This is a genomic window from Alteromonas sp. KUL150 (assembly GCF_009811475.1).
In the GTDB taxonomy this organism is placed as follows: domain Bacteria; phylum Pseudomonadota; class Gammaproteobacteria; order Enterobacterales; family Alteromonadaceae; genus Alteromonas; species Alteromonas gracilis.
In genome coordinates, this window is the sequence record NZ_BLIJ01000034.1 from 24,713 (window position 1) to 42,284 (window position 17,572).

At 44.3% G+C, this 17,572-nt stretch carries 16 protein-coding genes; 12 read left to right on the forward strand and 4 right to left on the reverse strand.

Annotation, left to right across the window (positions count from 1 at the left end; all coding sequences use genetic code 11):
- Positions 1–214 precede the first annotated feature (214 nt).
- The 9 genes from GVO62_RS07945 (at position 215) to GVO62_RS07985 (ending at position 7,967) form a co-directional block, all read left to right on the forward strand.
- On the forward strand, positions 215–541 hold the full coding sequence (locus GVO62_RS07945) for a DUF3718 domain-containing protein (RefSeq protein ID WP_120960641.1): 327 nt from the start codon (positions 215–217) through the stop codon (positions 539–541).
- A 149-nt stretch (positions 542–690) separates the two neighbouring features.
- Entirely contained in the window at positions 691–1,446 is a 756-nt protein-coding gene (locus tag GVO62_RS07950) for a LytR/AlgR family response regulator transcription factor (protein WP_159118497.1), read from the forward strand.
- A gap of 132 nt (positions 1,447–1,578) precedes the next feature.
- On the forward strand, positions 1,579–1,983 hold the full coding sequence (locus GVO62_RS07955; protein WP_159118498.1) for a CidA/LrgA family protein: 405 nt from the start codon (positions 1,579–1,581) through the stop codon (positions 1,981–1,983).
- The gene (locus tag GVO62_RS07960) at positions 1,976–2,686 is read left to right on the forward strand and encodes an LrgB family protein (RefSeq protein ID WP_159118499.1); all 711 of its coding nucleotides are present in this window, start codon (positions 1,976–1,978) and stop codon (positions 2,684–2,686) included. Before GVO62_RS07955 ends, GVO62_RS07960 begins: the two co-directional genes overlap by 8 nt.
- A 299-nt stretch (positions 2,687–2,985) precedes the next feature.
- Entirely contained in the window at positions 2,986–3,981 is a 996-nt protein-coding gene (locus GVO62_RS07965) for a response regulator (protein ID WP_159118500.1), read from the forward strand.
- Positions 3,981–4,472, forward strand: coding sequence for a PAS domain-containing protein (locus tag GVO62_RS07970; protein ID WP_159118501.1), 492 nt, complete (start codon positions 3,981–3,983; stop codon positions 4,470–4,472). The genes GVO62_RS07965 and GVO62_RS07970 overlap by 1 nt, the downstream gene beginning before the upstream one ends.
- Before the next feature lie 111 nt (positions 4,473–4,583).
- The gene (locus tag GVO62_RS07975; RefSeq protein WP_159118502.1) at positions 4,584–6,338 is read left to right on the forward strand and encodes an Lcl C-terminal domain-containing protein; all 1,755 of its coding nucleotides are present in this window, start codon (positions 4,584–4,586) and stop codon (positions 6,336–6,338) included.
- A gap of 2 nt (positions 6,339–6,340) precedes the next feature.
- Positions 6,341–6,904 carry an Lcl C-terminal domain-containing protein gene (locus tag GVO62_RS07980; protein ID WP_159118503.1) on the forward strand — a complete coding sequence of 188 codons (564 nt, stop codon included), beginning with the start codon at positions 6,341–6,343 and terminating at the stop codon, positions 6,902–6,904.
- A 268-nt stretch (positions 6,905–7,172) separates the two neighbouring features.
- Entirely contained in the window at positions 7,173–7,967 is a 795-nt protein-coding gene (locus GVO62_RS07985) for a YggN family protein (protein WP_159118504.1), read from the forward strand.
- A gap of 143 nt (positions 7,968–8,110) precedes the next feature.
- Here GVO62_RS07985 and hemW read toward each other — a convergent pair whose 3' ends face one another.
- The 3 genes from hemW to srmB all read right to left on the reverse strand — a co-directional run bounded on the left by hemW (position 8,111) and on the right by srmB (position 11,281).
- On the reverse strand, positions 8,111–9,250 hold the full coding sequence (gene hemW / locus GVO62_RS07990; RefSeq protein WP_159118505.1) for a radical SAM family heme chaperone HemW: 1,140 nt from the start codon (positions 9,248–9,250) through the stop codon (positions 8,111–8,113).
- Positions 9,243–9,845, reverse strand: coding sequence for an XTP/dITP diphosphatase (locus GVO62_RS07995; RefSeq protein WP_159118506.1), 603 nt, complete (start codon positions 9,843–9,845; stop codon positions 9,243–9,245). Before GVO62_RS07995 ends, hemW begins: the two co-directional genes overlap by 8 nt.
- Before the next feature lie 209 nt (positions 9,846–10,054).
- Complete coding sequence (gene srmB / locus GVO62_RS08000) at positions 10,055–11,281, reverse strand: ATP-dependent RNA helicase SrmB (RefSeq protein ID WP_105932336.1); 1,227 nt, start codon at positions 11,279–11,281, stop codon at positions 10,055–10,057.
- Positions 11,282–11,530: 249 nt separating this feature from the next.
- Between srmB and GVO62_RS08005 the strand changes: the two genes are divergently transcribed.
- Positions 11,531–13,855, forward strand: a complete 2,325-nt coding sequence (locus GVO62_RS08005; RefSeq protein WP_159118507.1) for a methyl-accepting chemotaxis protein — start codon at positions 11,531–11,533, stop codon at positions 13,853–13,855.
- A gap of 97 nt (positions 13,856–13,952) precedes the next feature.
- Here GVO62_RS08005 and GVO62_RS08010 read toward each other — a convergent pair whose 3' ends face one another.
- Positions 13,953–15,131 carry a CCA tRNA nucleotidyltransferase gene (locus GVO62_RS08010; protein ID WP_159118508.1) on the reverse strand — a complete coding sequence of 393 codons (1,179 nt, stop codon included), beginning with the start codon at positions 15,129–15,131 and terminating at the stop codon, positions 13,953–13,955.
- A gap of 217 nt (positions 15,132–15,348) precedes the next feature.
- Here GVO62_RS08010 and GVO62_RS08015 point away from each other — a divergent pair, with 217 nt between their 5' ends.
- On the forward strand, positions 15,349–16,260 hold the full coding sequence (locus tag GVO62_RS08015; RefSeq protein ID WP_159118509.1) for an ExeA family protein: 912 nt from the start codon (positions 15,349–15,351) through the stop codon (positions 16,258–16,260).
- Positions 16,253–17,503: a general secretion pathway protein GspB gene (locus tag GVO62_RS08020; RefSeq protein ID WP_159118510.1), complete on the forward strand. Its 1,251-nt coding sequence runs from the start codon at positions 16,253–16,255 to the stop codon at positions 17,501–17,503. Before GVO62_RS08015 ends, GVO62_RS08020 begins: the two co-directional genes overlap by 8 nt.
- Positions 17,504–17,572 lie beyond the last annotated feature (69 nt).

Genomic DNA, 17,572 nt, shown 5'->3' on the forward strand with positions numbered 1-17,572 from the left:
TTACAAAGAATGTTGCAAAGTGTGTGTTAAGTTCGACTAATAACTGTTTAGACCGATGGTTAAACCTCTGCTTTTGTGCGCTTGTCGCAACATCTCATATAGCGGTGTTTTAACGTTTTTATCGCGTAGTCATCACAAAGTTTCACTAATTTAATGATGCGGGGGCTTAAAGAGGTCGTCACCGCGTTGCCAAATATTATCAGAGGAACTTGTTATGTTTATGTCACGCCGTGTTACCCAACTTGCTTTACTTGGAATGAGTCTGTCACTAACCGTTACTGCCGCCAGCGCTGCTTCGTATCCACGTGAGCTAGAGAACAACTTAATTGCAGTATGCGAAGCAGTGAAAAGTGACAATCGCTTGAAGCTTCACCGCGCTGTAAAAGCCACAGGCCTTAATATGAAAAATCTGCACACCGGCTTAGTGTGCAATGGGCAAGATATGCTTACGTTCGCTATTACTAATGGCGCGGATGTCAATGCGCAGCATATCGCTCGTCGTATCAATGCAAGCCCAAGTGTTTTAACTGCAAAACGTTGAACGATTTCTGTTTACCCTGACCATTGGGCTACATAAAACGTAGCCCTTTTTTAAAATTGTTTATTTCACTTTCTTAGTCATGACTTTTTTGAAAGTTAGAATTAAAAGTTCTTGGTGCTAGTATTCTTTGCACCTGCAAGGGAACGCAAATGATCGCACTGGTATTCTTACAATCTACTTCTCTGCAAAAGGCGCTTTGTGAAATATTAGAAAAGCGTGGTCTGTTCAGTAAAATTTATAGCGCAGATTCAGCTGGTCATTGCCTGGCGCTCGCTGAAAAGTATCAAAACGCTATCGGGTTTTACTCGGTTGCGCCATCAAGCAGAAATCTAGCCTCAAAATATTGGCTGGCTGTGGGCAGTCAAGACGAAGAAGCTTTGTTAGCTTTTTCTCACAATGCATCAGGTTTTGTAAAGATTCCACTAGAAGAAGCGCAGGTTTTACGAGCAATTGAAAGTGCGAAAATTAAATATCACTGCTACGAGCGAGATTTTCAATTTTCTCAACTTATTAGAGGCTTATGTAAACAGTACGGTGTCTCAGAATCCGCGCTACTAGCGAGCTTAAGACTGCAACTATTCAAAAATGCCCAGCCTTGTGTAGTGGGGATCCGCGCTGAAAACGGGTGGTGTTGCCTAAACCCTGAAGATATCAAATGGATTGAGGCTGCGGGTGATTATATGTGCGTTCAAACCTTGTCAGAAAGTTATGTCGTTCGCACTACTTTGTGTGACTTACTTAAACGGTTGGGAGCGCACTACTTTAAACGATGCAATCGCTCAGTCGCCGTCAATGAAATGCATGTTGCTCACTTGGAGCAAAAATGCAGTCAGCAGCAAGTTGTCATGCAAAGCGGCGAAAGCTTTAAAATTACCGACAAATATTACTATCAGTTTTGGCAGTAAAACGCAGGCTGCTCTAAAGATAAAAAAGCGCTGAGTTGTGCGTATACGACCATGGTACTGCTAGCGGTTAAATGCGCTTCTCGTTACACTACATCGATTGGAGTTGCAGATAAGTCATAGTAGGGAGTATGCGTGCAAAATGTGAAAGACACGATGGTAGGCGCGGCCGCAGTTTTCATCGCTTATTATCTTGGCCTTTTAATTGTAGGTGCAGCATCTCTTCCCATTCCCGGCCCGCTTCTCGGGCTTTTTCTGCTGCTCGTGGCGTTATTTTGCTTTCCAAAGCTTGAACATTATGTAGCGCGCGCAGTAACGTTTCCTCTCAAGCACATGTCACTACTTTTTATCCCAGCGGTGTTAGGCGTGACCATGTATTGGGGGGAATTGAAAACTTATGCTTTAGCTATTGTGATTGCTATTGTCGTTACGACGTCGTTTAGTTTGGGCTTTACTGCTTGGCTATCGCAACAGCTTTTGAACTCAAAAAAGCGCGGTGTTCTAGCTAACGGTAAAAATTTCGGCGATGTAGATGATTGAGGCTTTACATAATACTTTAAGTTTTCAAGGTTTACTCTGGCTGAGCATTTCTATCGTCAGCTACATGATAGCGCTTTGGGCCAATAGAAAATGCAGTGGCCACCCTGCGGCTCACCCCATTATCATCACAGCGTTATTTGTTTCCTTGGGGCTTTATTTTTCCAATACGCAAGTTTTTGAATATCAACGTGCTGCTTCATTACTGCATTGGTTGTTAGGGCCAATCACGGTAGCACTCGCCCTACCTATTTATCGCCAATGGCAAAAGTTAAGGCATTATGGCTGGCGTTTAGTAGTAAGTATAATTTTGGGCGGTGTACTCGCCCCTTTTTCAGCGTGGTTGACACTTTTTATATTCGATACGCCCCGCGCTATACAATTCACTATGCTCGCCAAATCAATAACCACGCCCTTAGCGATGGAGTCTAGCGCACAAATAGGGGGGATACCTGCGTTAGCTGCTGTTTTCGTTATCGTTACCGGTATAGTGGGAGCTGTAGTGGCTTCTACTATATTTTCCCTTTTTAACGTTAAAAATCGTCAAGCCCAAGGTGTCGCGCTAGGTACTGTCGCCCATGCCATAGGCACTGCAAAGGCAATCCAAATGGGAGATGATGTTGCTGCTATGGCAACATTAGGCCTATGTGTGAACGGCATTTTTACCGCACTAGCCTTGCCCGTCGTTTTTAGCTTATTCATCTGAGCGAATGAATCTTAGTCTCTTTAACGCTTAAAGTAGGGGGAAAAGCTGAGCTTGCACGTAGGCCTGCCTTAATTGATGCAAAACACGCTGGCAATATTCTCCAAAAGTGCTATTTCTTAGTGAGGTGATTCGTATCACTATATGCATGAGAAAAATCGTATAAATTTAGCGATGCGGTAATCGAAGACGTTCAGTCGCAAAACGACACTTCAGTTCAAAGTTGTATTGCCGATATAGTCTGGATTGCGACAAAATATCAGTGTTTGCTGGTTTCAAAAGTTAGGTGGTAAAAGAACTTAATGTTTTCTGTACTCGTTTGTGACGACTCGTTAGTTGCGCGTAAGCAAGTGGCAAAATGCCTCCCTCAAGATTGGGACATTGCTGTGCACTTTGCGAAGAATGGCGATGATGCCCTCAAGGCGCTTGCCGAAGGCAAAGGCGATCTTTTGCTGCTCGACCTAAACATGCCTGTTCTCGACGGGTACGGCACGCTCGAGGCAATTAGGGAAAAAGGGTTAAAAACAAAAGTAATAGTAGTGTCCGGAGATATTCAGCCAGAGGCTCATGAGCGTGTGACATCCCTAGGTGCTTTGGACTTTATTAGAAAGCCTGTCGATCCTAAAACGTTAGCAGAAGTCTTAGATAAATATAATATTCTTCATAATGATGAGGAACCGCAGCTAGAGGCATCTCCCCTCGACCCTGATATAAGGGATTGCTATCAAGAAATCACCAATATCGCGATGGGTCAGGCTGGCGACCACCTTGCTCGTACCATGAACGTTTTCGTCGAGTTACCTATTCCCAACGTAAACTTAATTGAAGTTTCTGAGCTTCATATGATGCTATCGGATATCGAAAGTCATGAACAAGTTACTGCTGTGTGCCAAGGCTTTTTAGGGCCTGGAGTCAGCGGTGAAGCCTTGTGTATTTTGAGCGACTCAAGTTTTGATGATGTGGCAAAAATACTTAATGTGGAAGGTGAAGTTGACGACCAACTTCAGTTAGAACTCTTGATGGATGCCGCAAGTATACTTATTGGTACTTGCCTGACAGGTTTGGCAAATCAAATGGACATTAATTTTAGTCAAGGGCACCCTATCGTTTTAGGACAACACCGCGCCATTACTGAAATCATCGCCATGAACCAGATAAAATGGAAGCGTACGCTTGCCATTGAATTGAGTTACGGTTTAGAAGGGTACAATGTGCAGTGTGATTTGATACTGCTGTTTACGGAAGAGTCGATGAAGATGATGAATTCTAAGCTTGCCCACTTGTTGGAGGATTACTGATGAGCCAACATTTAGATGAGTTATTAGAGTTTCATTGGATGATGGACATGCTACAGACCGTTGACGTAGGGATCGTTGTTTTAGACAGGGACTTCACCGTTAAAGTCTGGAATGGCTTTATGGAAAGTCATAGCGGTCTTTTACCTAGCGACGTCAGGGATAAATCTTTGTTTTCGCTATTCCCCTCAATCAAGCAAGATTGGTTTATGAAAAAAGCTAAGCCTGTCTTCGACTTGAAAACTCGCGCTTTCATGACATGGGAGCAGCGCCCCTATTTATTCAAGTTTCCAAATTATCGGCCGATTACAGGAAGTGAATCTTTCATGTATCAGAACCTTACGCTTTCTCCACTGACCTCAGCAACGGGTAAGGTGGATTATATCAGTATGATGATCTATGACATGACTGATGTAGCGGTAGGTAAAAAGCAGCTTGAGGCATTACAGGTAACAATGTCTGAAGCGCAAGAAGCGAAAAAACTCTTCTCATAGCCGCGACAAGCTGTATGCGTTAATGACTAATAGTTAAACAGCGACATAATCTACATCAAGTTTTCACCTGACACTGTGTTTAATTCATTGCACAGTGCAATGGGAGTATGTATGCAATTAAACGTGTTTTCAGGTTCAGATAGGTATTCTGGTGTCCTAGGCCGATGTCTAATTTTTATCGCAGTTGTAATGCTTTTGGCTGCTTGTGGCGGAGGCGGAGGCGGTGGTGGTGATAGCGATAGCGGGAACAACACTGGAAACCTTGTTGTCAATGCAGGGCCAGACGCTACTGTGACTGAGGGTGCTAGCTATGCTTTGAGTGCCCAGGTTAGTGGAGGCGATGGAACATACACGTACAATTGGACTGCTTCGCCTTCATTATCGATTGCTCACGATGATACCAGTTTATCTGCAGCGAGCTTTGTTGCGCCACTGGTAAACAATGCAACGCAATACACAGTAACGGTTTCCGTTAACGATCAAAGCGGTAACACAGCAAGCGACTCTGCCGTAATTACCATTGCTCCAGTCAATATTCCTCCCCAAGCGAGCATTGCTGTTCCACAAAGAGACGACCTGCCTCAAAACACGTTTCCTGGTGGTGTTGAGCTAATATTAGATGGCACCTCAAGCCGAGATCCAGATGCTACTGATGAAGCAGTATCTGACTATATGTGGTCTCAAACTGATGGTGTTAATGTGATTACAGGTGTTGAAACAAATCTGTCAACGCTGACTATCGTTACGCCGATAGCAAATGAGGAGCAGTCGCTTTCTTTTGAGTTAGTGGTCACAGACAGTGAAGGAGCGACCGATACTCAAGCTATTACTATTGTTGTGCAGTCTGAAACGGATACGCTTCCTACGGTAAGTGCGGGTGTTTCTCAAGGTGTGTTTAGCGGCGAGATAGTAATACTCGAAGGCGAGGCCACAACCAGCATTCCAAATGCTATGCCTCTCACTTATCTATGGGAAAGAAGCAACAACGTTCCGGCTGGTTCGACAGCAGGCCGTCCTATTGATGACAACGACGCGCTTTCAACCTTTGCCGTAGCGCCTGCTGTTTCAAGTTCTACAGTGGTTGCGTATACGCTTACGGTAACTGACGCCAATGGAAATAGCGTAGAAGATACAATAAACGTTCAGGTTCGTCCCATGCCTACGCCGCTTATCAACGATACTGGATTTTTACAGCAGGCAACGAATAATGCGTTAACGCAGGCGCAGCAAAATGAATTCCCAGGTCAAGATGGGCAAAGAGGGGCGGATGTTGTTGAGCAAAATGGGTTGATTGAAAAAGCCGGTCGCGGAAAAGCTGGTTTTGATTTTACCCGCTTAAACGCTAACGGGGATGAGCAGGATGCTGACGCCGATTCGTGGTCTTGTGTACGCGACAACGTCACCGGATTAGTATGGGAAGTAAAGACTGACGACGGTACGTTTCAAGATAAAGACTTTACTTATTCCTGGTTTAGCGAAGAAGTAAACGGCGGTTTTGAAGGGGATGAAACAGGCGCTAATGGCACCTGTTTACTCACAAATTGTAACACGTCAGCCTATGTTCAGGCCGTAAATGCGCAAGGTTTGTGCGGCTTTTACGACTGGCGTTTGCCTACTCATCATGAGCTTTTCTCATTAATGCACTTAGGTATTGCTGCTGATGTTGCTATAGATGAAGACTATTTCCCTAACACCGGGGAGGTCTCCTCAGTGCCTTTGTGGTATTGGACGTCCGTACCAAGTGCTGACGGTGTAAATAGCGACGATGCGCAAAATGCATGGGCATTGGACTTCGATTCAGGGGTTGATAACTTCCTTAATAAATCAACAGCTGGCCGAGTGCGTCTTGTAAGAGCAGGGAGATAGTGATGAGTAACGTAATGAAAGAAACAACCCTTACAAGCAAAGTATCATCGGCGATTAAAGCCCTATTTATTTCGACGTTTCTTACTTCCGTATCAATTTCAACAATTGCTCAGGAGTGTTTATCAGACGGCCTAGAAACCACGCCTAATGATAACTTTGAAGCAGTGACGACGAGTACGTTGTTGGATACTACTACTGACTTGGTATGGAGACGTTGCGCTGAAGGCCAAACCTGGGATGGTTCGACATGCAGTGGCGAAGCGGTGAAATATACCTGGCAGCAAGCGCTGCAGCTAGCCCACGAAGCCAGCAACGAAGATTTGCTAGGGTGGCGATTACCGAATGTTAAAGAGTTAGCAACAATTACAGAGCGTGACTGTGTTCGCCCAGCGATAAACAGTTCTCTTTTCCCAGCCACGCCACCAGATGATTTTTGGACATCAACGCCATCGGCGGATGATCCTGACCGCGCGTGGGTTGTTGCGTTTTTTAACGCGAGTCATTCCATAAAGGAAAAAGACCGGTTTATCTACGTGCGTCTAGTGCGAACCTTTACCAACGACTAAGTATAGAGAGCACAAAAGCGTATTAAACTTTAGCCTTTCGTCTAATATCTTGGGCTGGGACTTTTTATCACCAAAGCACGCTTTATAATGCGTGCTTTCTCTTTTCAAGTTAGCCGGCAAATTGTTACACGAAAGTGTTTTGTCAATCACGCGATGGTTATGATACCTGCGGGTAGATGTTCTCGACATGTTCAACCTGATTTTTAGCACGTTAGACTCATGATGGCTTTTTATTTCCGAGTAAGCTAGCCACAATGACAGTATGAAAATGATATCGCGCCTAAAGGCAGGCTTTCTTACATTCTGTTTGTTCGCTGGACTTAGCACGTCAGCACATGCGGAATATACCTGCAATATTGATTTTGCCTATGGTATTGCTGTTAACGACCAGCAGCTTCGTGTGATGGATAAAACCCGAACTGTGGTTCAAATTAACGGTCAAGACCAATTGTTCATTGGCGGTCGCTGGCAGACACTGAATGAACAAGAGCGGCAGTGGCTAGAAGAGTATTCTTCAGGTTTGCACTATGTAGTTCCAAAAATGATTATTTTGGCTACCGAAGGTGTCGACTTGGCTATTGATACCATTGAACACGTGTATTTAGGTTTAGTTGGCAGCGACCACGATAGCTATGAGCGTTTAAACGCTGCTATGAAGCGCGTGCAAAATCGCGTGAAAGATAAATTTAGGCACGCCAGTAATCATTATTTTATCGGCCCCGGGTCACTTGAAAGCGTTGATGAATTTGTTGATAGCGAAATTGAAGCACAGCTTGAGGAAGCTATTTCTACTTCAGTTGGCGGCATATTATCGGCGATAAGCGGCATTAATACCGGAAGCGGAGAGGTGAATCAGGAAAAAGTGGCTGAAATTACACGGCAGCTCAACAATGTCGGAGAGCATCTTGATGTAGGTGACAAAGCCACCACTTTGCGTAAAAAAGCAGAGTGGTTTTGTGAAAAACTTAAGCGTTTAGACGTTGCAGAAGAAAACCTTCGAGCCAGCGTACCTGCCTTTAAACCTTACAATATCATTACGCGCCACGATGAAAGTGAAAATTAGGCGCAGATAGGAAAGCAACACCGTCTTTCAAAACTGTTTATAAGAGAAAAGCCTGCGTGAGCAGGCTTTTTCGTTCCAAGTTCTTTGTGAGGCTTAAGTAAAGTTGAAAGCTTAGAAAAGCTTTCAACTTAGGATAAGTAGGTTTAAACGAAACACGACAGTAACGAGTTGAGATATCTACGTCCTTTAGCAGTTACCTGCCAGTGACTATCTGAAATAGAAAGTAACCCTTGGTGATGAGCATCAGAAAGCGCACGCTTAACATCGTCAGCTACTTCAATACCCGTAAAGTCGCTGAAGTCACGTATCGGGCAAGGCTCAACTAAACGAAACCTATTCATAAAAAACTCAAACGGCAGGTCGTCTGCACTAACCAGTGTTTGCGTATCTAAATACGGTCGGCTCATTTCCATGTAGCCTCTGGGGTGTTTTACCTTCACCGTGCGATGGATTGTGCCATTTGAACCGTCGGTAATTTTACCGTGAGCACCACAGCCAATACCTAAGTAATCGCCAAAGCGCCAGTAATTGAGGTTATGACGGCATTGATGTCCTGTTTTTGCATAACCAGAAATTTCATACTGTTGGTAGCCAGCAGCCTCTAATAAACGGTGTCCCTTTTCCTGTATTTCCCAGAGGATATCGTCGTCAGGTAGTTCTGGTGGTTTGGAATAAAAAGGCGTGTTTGGCTCGATAGTCAGCTGATACCACGAGAGGTGATAGGGGTTTAACTCTATACCTTGCTTCAGATCTGTCATGGCATTCTCTACGCTTTGTTCAGGTAGACCGTGCATGAGATCCAAGTTAAACGTAGGTAGCCCCGCGCTGTGCGCTTGTTTTACCGCGTTTTCGGCTTGGCTTTCGTTATGAATGCGACCTAGCACCTTTAAATGCTTAGGTTGAAAGCTCTGAATGCCCACCGAAATTCGGTTTACGCCCGCCTGATAAAAGCCTGCAAACTTACCTGCCTCAACGGTACCTGGGTTGGCCTCCATGGTGATTTCAGCAGTGTCGCTCAAGTTAACCCGTTGTTTAACGCCGTTTAAAATGTCAGCCATGGCCTCGCTTGAAAACAAACTGGGCGTGCCACCGCCAATAAAGATTGTCTCAACAGGGCGGTCTCCAATGCGTTTGGCATCAATTGCTAAATCGTCCAGCAGGTGCGCCACATATTCTTTCTCGGGTAAATCAGATTTAAGCCCGTGAGAGTTAAAATCACAGTACGGACACTTCTGAACACACCAAGGAATGTGGATATAAAGGCTAAGCGGTGGATTACGCAAAAGTCGCTCTCATATTATCAAGCAAAATCGCTAGGGCGTTGCCGCGATGGCTAATGCGGTTCTTTTCGGCTTTCTCCAATTCTGCTGCAGTACAGCCATGAGTTGGCACGTGAAATACGGGGTCGTAGCCAAAACCGTCGTTACCAGAACGAGCGGTTAAAATTTCACCTTGCCACTTACCTTGACTAACCAGTGGTACCGGATCGTCGGCATGACGCATAAACACCAAGGTACAAAAGAAATGCGCTTTACGCTGAGTTTCGCCATCAAGGGCAGCTAATAGCTTGTCGATATTGGTATCATCAGTTGCATCAGCGCCAGCATAGCGGGCTGAATAAATACCGGGCGCACCGCCAAGGGCGTCAACCACTAAGCCTGAGTCGTCAGCAATAGCAGGAAGGCCTGTTACTTTTGCGGCATGGCGCGCTTTAATAATGGCATTTTCAACGAATGTTGTGCCTGTTTCAGGTACATCAGATACACCTAATTCTTTTTGGGCCACAACGTCTACGCCGTAATCTGCAAATAAGGCGGCGAACTCACGCACCTTGCCTTGGTTACCTGTGGCTAAAACAATCTTTTCTGGGAATTTCATTGTGTACTCTTTTGAACTGACGGTGAGTTAAGGCGGTAGGCAGCGGCTGCGGGCGAAACATTGCCTCCACAAACACGCGGTAAACACATCCATGTGCGCTCCGCTGCCGCATCCCTGCAGTAGAGGGTTTGTGTCGGCAATGTTCCACCCACATCCTGGCCACCGCATTAACTCACCTGAATGCTACTTATTGACTATTTTCGCACGCTTTACTTTTTCTTCTTAGGCTTAGCTTTTGCCTTGGCTTTGTCTTTGGCCTTCACTTTTTTCTTTTTTGGGCCAATTTTAGGCGTTTTATTTTTAGGGCGTAGCTCGTCGATGACGCGAGCTTTAAGCGGTTCGCCCATGTAACGGGATGCTTTTGTTACCATTTCAAAGTCGTGAGCTTCAACCAAAGATATAGCCGTACCTTTTGCGCCGGCACGACCTGTTCTGCCTATACGGTGAACGTAAACATCGGCCTTGCGAGGCATATCGAAGTTAATGACGTGACTTACATTTGGTACATCAATACCTCTCGCAGCGACATCGGTAGCTAATAAAATTGGCACCTCACCGCTTTTAAAGCGAGCCACAGCAGCATTGCGTTTATCTTGTGGCATTTCGCCCTGTAGCCAGCACACCGGGATGTCCTTCGAGGCTAAAAAGTCTTTTAGCATTTGAAGACGGTCGCGTGTTTTCACAAAAACAACCGCAGACGTCGTCGTTTCTTGCTTTAAAATATTAACCAGCAAAGCTTGCTTGTGATTCATATCGTCAGCAAGGTGATACCATTGGTGAATTTTGTTTTTCTCTTTACGCGACGGGTTCGCTTCAACCACTTCTGGATTATTGAGAATGTCGTGCGCAAAGGTTTTAACACCTTTACCTTCCAGCGTGGCAGAGAACAATAGGTTTTGCTTGCGCCAGCGCGCTTCCGCAGCAATTTGGTTAACTACCGTTGAGAAACCCATATCCAACATGCGGTCAGCTTCATCAAGAATTAAACACTCGATATCACGGCAATCTGCAGCTTCTTTTTCGATATGCTCAAGCAAACGACCTGGCGTGGCCACAAGAATATCGAGATTTTTGCTCAAGGTTTCTTTGTCGGTGCCATAGTTAATACCACCTGTGATAACGCCGCACACAATTTGGGTGTGCTTAGTAATGGCAACGGCTTGCTCGTGAACCTGTAATGCTAGTTCACGGGTGGGCGTTAGAATTAGAATGCGTGTGGCCCCAGGCTGTTTACGCGGGTAATCAAGTAAGAACTGACAGGCAGACAATAAAAATGCCGCAGTTTTTCCCGTTCCCGTTGGTGCAGACGCCAAGATATCTCGCCCGTCTAACGCATGAGGGATCACCAGTTCTTGAATGCTAGTTGGAGTTTCAAACCCCATATCGGCAACTGCGTGACACAGTGCTTCGTCTAATTCGAGTTCTTCGAAAGTCATAGTATAAAAAACGCTCTAAATGAATGGGGCGTATTGTACCATTGATACACCATTTTAAGCAGTAAATCTCAACCGACTTCAACAAGTTATTCTTTTCTAAGAAGTTGATTTGTTGCTCTCATAATACTTTAGGAGAGATCTCAATAAAAAAATGGTTTTGTTATGTTTTTAAACTATAACTATAACCATCAATATTCGCGACAGCTATGTCTTATCTTCCGTTTTTACTTGTGCGTATAGGGAAATTTAGTGACTTTAAAAAAGCGTTTAATTATTGCTATTGTATCTTTGGTAACGATGGCAGTCTTGCTATTGTCCGGTCTATCACTATACGTATCAGTGACAAGTGCTGAAAGTGCACTCCAAGCGTCAGCAAAAGACAAGTTACGTCAGCAAGCAATTCAAACTAAATCTGCTATTCAAGATTACATGGCTTTTAATGAGAAGCAGATACGCAACTTTTCTGAATCTTCTCTAATACTAGAGGCCACCAAGGCGTTCGTGCCAGCTTACAAAAGCTATATAAAAGAGCGCTCTGCTTTGACTGACTCTCAAAACGATGTTCTGTCTGGTTATTACTTGCAAGAATTTGCAGTACGTTATGAAGAGCGAAATGCTCAAAAGCTTCAGCAAGCAGATTCTCTCATTGACCCATTGCCTCTGGTTGCCAAAACGTTGCAATATGACTTCATTGCAAATTCTACGTTACCCATAGGGCAGAAGGACGGTCTCACTGATTTGTCCAATTCAACAACATACTCAGGAGTACACGCTCGTTATCATACGGAAATAAGACGGTTTCTAAATGAGTTTGGTTACTACGATATTTTTATCGCTGACCCCACTACAGGAAACGTTATTTATAGCGTTTATAAAGAGCTCGATTACGCAACAAGTTTGATAAACGGTCCCTACGCAAACACAGGGATAGGGGAAGCCTTTTCCTTAGCAAAACAAGTTTCTAATAAAGACAGTGTATCGGTTAGTAAACTTGAAAAATATCTACCTTCCTATGACGCCTTAGCGGGTTTCCTGTCGAAACCAATAACAGATGCCGATGGGTTAACGGTTGGCATTCTGATATTTCAAATTCCGATAGACAAAATTAGTTCTGTTCTAACTCATCAATCTAAATGGAAGCAGAACGGGTTTGGAGAATCTGGAGAAACTTACCTTGTCTCACCTGACAAGTTACTAGTCACTGAAAGCCGATTCTTTTTAGAAGATAAACAAGCTTATTTAAAAGCCATTGAAAAGAATTTTCCAAAGATAGCTGCTCAGGCAAGAGATGCGGATACATCTGTCGGTATTCAGCCGGTTAATACCGAATCTGTTAGAAAGGCGTTAATGGCAGAAGAGGGCTTTCTTAAAATAAAAGATTACCGTGGCGTAGATGTTTTCTCCTCTTATGTGCCCTTAAAAATTGGTGAGTATAATTACGGGCTTTTAGCTGAAATAGATGTGGAAGAGGCCCTGTCGCCCGCTTATGAGTTACGCTCCAATTTAACAATTTCAACGGTAATTGAAGCGATTATCATTTTGGGTGTCGCGATTATAATTGCTCTATGGTTAGCGAAAATTTTAGTTCAGCCACTTTTGCAAGTAGGGCAAGCCTGTAAAGAACTTTCAAATGGAGATGGCGATCTCACGATAAGATTAGAACCCTCTTCTATTTCTGAAATAAACAATATCATCCTTCCGTTCAACAGTTTTATTGAGCAGATACAAAATATTGTCCTCAAAATAAAAGAGAACAGTGAAAGCGTATTTTCATCAGCGCAAGAGCTTAGCGCTACTATGGAACAAAGTAACAACAGTGTTAATCAACAACTGCAAGAGACGCAAATGGTTGCGACCTCGGTGGAAGAGCTGTCGATGTCAATTACTGATGTTGCCAGAAATACTGTTGATACAAAAGACGCTACTGATAACGCAAACCTAAGCTTAAAAGAGAATATGCAACGAGCCGACTTAGCGGCTGACAACATAAAGCTATTAGTAAAGCTTCTAGGTGACTCAAAAGAGGTGATTTCTTCTTTGCAAAGAGAAGTTTCACACATAAATAGTTTACTTAGCGATATTACGTCTATTGCCGATCAAACGAATCTTTTAGCGCTTAATGCTGCAATAGAAGCTGCTAGAGCCGGTGAAGCAGGGCGAGGTTTTTCTGTTGTTGCTGATGAGGTAAGAGCTTTGGCGAATCGTTCACAGAGTAGTACTGTTGAAATATCACAGATTGTAGACAGAATGAATAACGCTTCAAGTTTATCTGTCAAGGAAATGGATAAGGCTACAACCGCTGCAGATGGAGGCATTCATTTAGTTGATCTTGTTACCACTGCTATGGATGAGCTGTCACAGATAATTTCAAAAGTGAAAGCGATGGCTGACAGTGTCGCTGCTGCAACAGAAGAGCAAAATGTAACCTCTGAAAGTGTAAGCGAGAGCGTAAATAGCATAGCTGTTCAGTCAGAAGAATTGTCGCGGGGAGTGGCCGTAGCCACTCGCTCAGCGCAGGACCTTTCTATTATTGCTGAAGAAAATAAGAAATTAGTATCAAGGTTCAAAGCTTAAACTAAATATTGATTTTCTTTTTGAAAGGGAAGCCGTATAAACCACTTAGGGAAACTACATAAGTGAAATTTACAGCAAATGAATCGCTCAGTTAATATTAGTTAGTGATTGATGCAATAGCGTTTAGCTTGGCTTGGTTAAGCGCGTCTTTTATTTCAGGGCCTTTAACGCCCGTGGCAATGATATCTTGCACGTTCACTTGGTTGGCGGCTGCCAACGCATTTTCAATGCGTTTTTGTTGGTGTTGCCAATCTACACCTTTGTTATGTGCATAAGGCGCAAAAGCGCTGAGTAATAATGTGAAACGTTCCTCTCTACGCCATGCATCACAGCCATTGAATAAGGCGAGTAAGTCGGCAGGCGAATTCTGTATGTCTAAAAGAGCGTCTTTAAATTTGCTGCTTAGAATGGCAATTTCACTGACTTGGTTTTGCACTTTTAGTCGGCTGCAAAGACGCTTCGCTTCCTCTTCATTAAGATGAGTGAGCAGAGCTGTAAATCTTGTTATTAGCCGAGTGATTTCTAGAGCGCTGCTTTCAGATGTTTGGGTTCCAGAGTCACCTTTATTAAAAGAGCTTTCGTTTACAGCCTTCTCTAGCGCTACCGCGGTTTTTAACGTTGCCAAAGCAGTATCTACACTACATTCAAGCTCAGCAAACCAATCACTTAGCCCATGGGCCTCGTTTAATACGCTGAAAAAAACATGCGGTGTTTTCTCTAAAAGACTACGCTTTGTTTCTTGCCATACGCGCTCCGCGCTTAGCGTGCTTAGTTCGCCGCTTTGCGCCATGGCCTGCATAAGTGCCATGGTTTCATTGGCGATAGTAAAGCCCAAATAGGCATAGCGGGTGGCAAATCGAGCCACACGAAATACGCGTAAAGGATCTTCATTGAAAGCTTCAGAAACGTGGCGAAGTAGGCGGTTCTCTAAATCTTTTTGGCCGCCGTAAGGGTCGATAAGTTTTCCTAAGTTGTCTTGCGCTATGGCGTTAACCGTCAAGTCTCTTCGTAATAAATCTTCTTCCAATGTTACCGAACTTGATGCATCGCAAACAAAACCAGTATAGCCTTTTCCTGACTTACGCTCTGTTCGTGCAAGCGCATATTCTTCCTGAGTTTTAGGATGTAAAAATACAGGAAAGTCTTTACCCACTTGGGTAAAACCTTGGCTAATCATTTCTTCAGGGGTAGCGCCTACCACTACATAGTCGCGTTCAACAACTTTTCTGTTTAATAGTGCGTCACGCACTGCGCCACCCACGAGATATACCTGCATGCTATTCCAATGATTTGTTAGTCAGTAATGCTTTTTAATTTGGAGAGTAACGATTTTTGGCGTGTTACAAAAATCAATTCAACCAAGCTTATAGTGGCGCAGTATAGCAATGTTACAAATAAAATTCGTAGCCTCATCGTTATGCGCTTTCACTTCATGGTTGCCTCTGGTAGTTTAATCGCTGTCAAAATAAAAACAGATAGGCGCTTCAGCAACCATGTATTTGAACTATTTCGGGTTAAATGACAATCCTTTTTCGATTGCGCCAAACCCCGATTATTTGTATATGAGCCCAAGGCACAAAGAAGCATTAGCTCATTTGACTTTCGGCCTTAGGGAAAGTGGCGGTTTTGTGATGCTCACAGGCGAGGTGGGCACAGGAAAAACAACGGTTTCACGAAAGTTATTACAGCAGCTACCAGATAATACGCAGGTAGCCATGATCCTAAATCCGACGCTGTCAGCCCTTGAGTTATTGGCAACGGTTTGTGATGAATTAGGATTACCGTACACCCCTGAAAGAGCGAGCCTAAAATATTTTACCGATCTTATTTTGTCTAAACTGGCAGAGAATCATCAATCTGGCATTAATACGGTTTTGATGGTCGACGAAGCACAGCATTTGATGCCAGAAGTACTTGAACAGCTCCGTTTATTAACTAATTTAGAAACAAATCGGGAAAAATTGTTGAAGGTAGTGCTAATCGGTCAGCCTGAACTGCAGCAGTTGTTAAAACGCAATGAATTGCGCCAGCTTGCACAGCGCATAACCGCTCGTTATCACTTACTTCCTTTAACAGCGCCAGAAGTGAGCGCCTATATTGCTCACCGCCTAAGTGTAGCCGAAGGTGATATTAGTATATTTAGTAAATCTACCCTTCGCGCGGTACATCAAATTACAGGTGGAATTCCAAGGGTTATTAATTTGCTTTGCGACCGTGCGTTAACCTTGTCTTTTACCAAGCAGCATGCGGTTGTGCAAAAGCCAATCTTCTTGGCCGCGGCAGAGCAAATCTTAGGTGAAGATGTAGTAAGTCAGCGAGTACAGAGTCAGCGCAAGTGGTATTTGATGGCAACGTTTGTATTGGCGGTGTGTTGTGGCTACGGGCTAGGGAGTTTGTATGTCTAATATCGTTGCCATTGAAAATTTAAAGCCTGGAATGGTAATTGTTCAAATTACTCAACAGAACGGGCCAGTAAAAATAAGAAAGTCGGGCTTGGTGACCAGTGATGCCATGGTACAGGGCTTATCTGAAATGGGAGTACAGGAAGTTGAAATAGACCCTGAACAAACCGTTGAAATTGCACCTGCTGCAACGCACCATAGAACCCAAACTCAAGCGCTGCTCCGTGGTGAACACGATACTACCGCTAAGTTTGATAAATCGCTTAACGAGCAGTTTAATCGCAGTTTGTTTTTGCCAACGGTGGAAGGCTTACCATCGGCATGGAAGCTGTATACCAAGCAATTTGGGCTTTTTGCTGTCGTTATTCTTGGCGGTTTGTGTATTGGATTTTCAGCCGCGACGACTGAGCGCTGGTGGCCGGCGTTAGTATCGCAATCCATTAGTAGTGTGGATGCTAAGAGCGATAGTAAGGATGAAAACAATACGGCTTTAGCTACCCCTCAACAGGTTGTGTCGCAACAGGGTAGTAATAGAAGCGTCGAGTCGGTTGATGGGGGGAGCACCGGGGTAGAAGAGCAATCAACCGGCCAGAATATAGGGCAGAGAAACAACGCTAATGATGTAGCAAGTGCACAAACCCAGCCAGGGCAAAACAACAATTCGGCTAACGGTACCGCATATAATCAGCGAGACACAGCGAGAGAGGATTTTCTTGCAGGTAACAACCAGCGTGGCAGTGAGAATGCTGTAAGTAATCTAAATAGCACAGCACAGACCACAGCACCAGCCGTAAACAGGGGCTACGAACAAACTCCGCAAGACGGTGAGCCACAAGGGGTCAATTCACAGAACTATGAAGGAAAGGTGCTTAACGAAAGTACCTCGCAGTCTGATGTATCTGTGTCTCCAGAGCTGATGGCCCGCTTCAACGCGGCTGTTGAAGCGCTTGATACCAAAGCGCAAGATAACGAGCAGCCAAAAGAAAGTAAAGTAACCGTAAGAGACGATATTCCTCGTGTCGATCAGCTACCCGTTCGTTTACTAACAAGACTTCCATCGATGAATTTCAGTGCGCACATGTATGCGTCTCGTCCCGCTGATAGATGGGTGAGAGTCAACGGACGTCAGGTCGGCGAGGGGGATTGGATTGCTGATAGGGTGCAAATAGTAAATATTGAAGCCCAGCGTGTGGTACTTTCGTTTGAAGATGAACTCTTCACCATGGCAGCGTTGACAGATTGGTAACGGTTTCCATCTGATAGAAAACGAAAGCCGGTTTTCAATGCGCAATGCTAAAAGATACGTAATACCAAT

What these genes read in the sequence shown, in the direction of transcription:
- srmB (WP_105932336.1), bottom strand. Translation starts at nt 11,281, where the DNA reads ATGACTTTCGAAGAACTCGAATTAGACGAAGCACTGTGTCACGCAGTT.
- GVO62_RS07965 (WP_159118500.1), top strand. Translation starts at nt 2,986, where the DNA reads ATGTTTTCTGTACTCGTTTGTGACGACTCGTTAGTTGCGCGTAAGCAA.
- GVO62_RS07995 (WP_159118506.1), bottom strand. Translation starts at nt 9,845, where the DNA reads ATGAAATTCCCAGAAAAGATTGTTTTAGCCACAGGTAACCAAGGCAAG.
- GVO62_RS07975 (WP_159118502.1), top strand. Translation starts at nt 4,584, where the DNA reads ATGCAATTAAACGTGTTTTCAGGTTCAGATAGGTATTCTGGTGTCCTA.
- GVO62_RS08010 (WP_159118508.1), bottom strand. Translation starts at nt 15,131, where the DNA reads ATGCAGGTATATCTCGTGGGTGGCGCAGTGCGTGACGCACTATTAAAC.
- GVO62_RS07945 (WP_120960641.1), top strand. Translation starts at nt 215, where the DNA reads ATGTTTATGTCACGCCGTGTTACCCAACTTGCTTTACTTGGAATGAGT.
- GVO62_RS08015 (WP_159118509.1), top strand. Translation starts at nt 15,349, where the DNA reads ATGTATTTGAACTATTTCGGGTTAAATGACAATCCTTTTTCGATTGCG.
- GVO62_RS07980 (WP_159118503.1), top strand. Translation starts at nt 6,341, where the DNA reads ATGAGTAACGTAATGAAAGAAACAACCCTTACAAGCAAAGTATCATCG.
- GVO62_RS07970 (WP_159118501.1), top strand. Translation starts at nt 3,981, where the DNA reads ATGAGCCAACATTTAGATGAGTTATTAGAGTTTCATTGGATGATGGAC.
- GVO62_RS07950 (WP_159118497.1), top strand. Translation starts at nt 691, where the DNA reads ATGATCGCACTGGTATTCTTACAATCTACTTCTCTGCAAAAGGCGCTT.
- GVO62_RS07960 (WP_159118499.1), top strand. Translation starts at nt 1,976, where the DNA reads ATGATTGAGGCTTTACATAATACTTTAAGTTTTCAAGGTTTACTCTGG.
- GVO62_RS07985 (WP_159118504.1), top strand. Translation starts at nt 7,173, where the DNA reads ATGATATCGCGCCTAAAGGCAGGCTTTCTTACATTCTGTTTGTTCGCT.
- GVO62_RS08020 (WP_159118510.1), top strand. Translation starts at nt 16,253, where the DNA reads ATGTCTAATATCGTTGCCATTGAAAATTTAAAGCCTGGAATGGTAATT.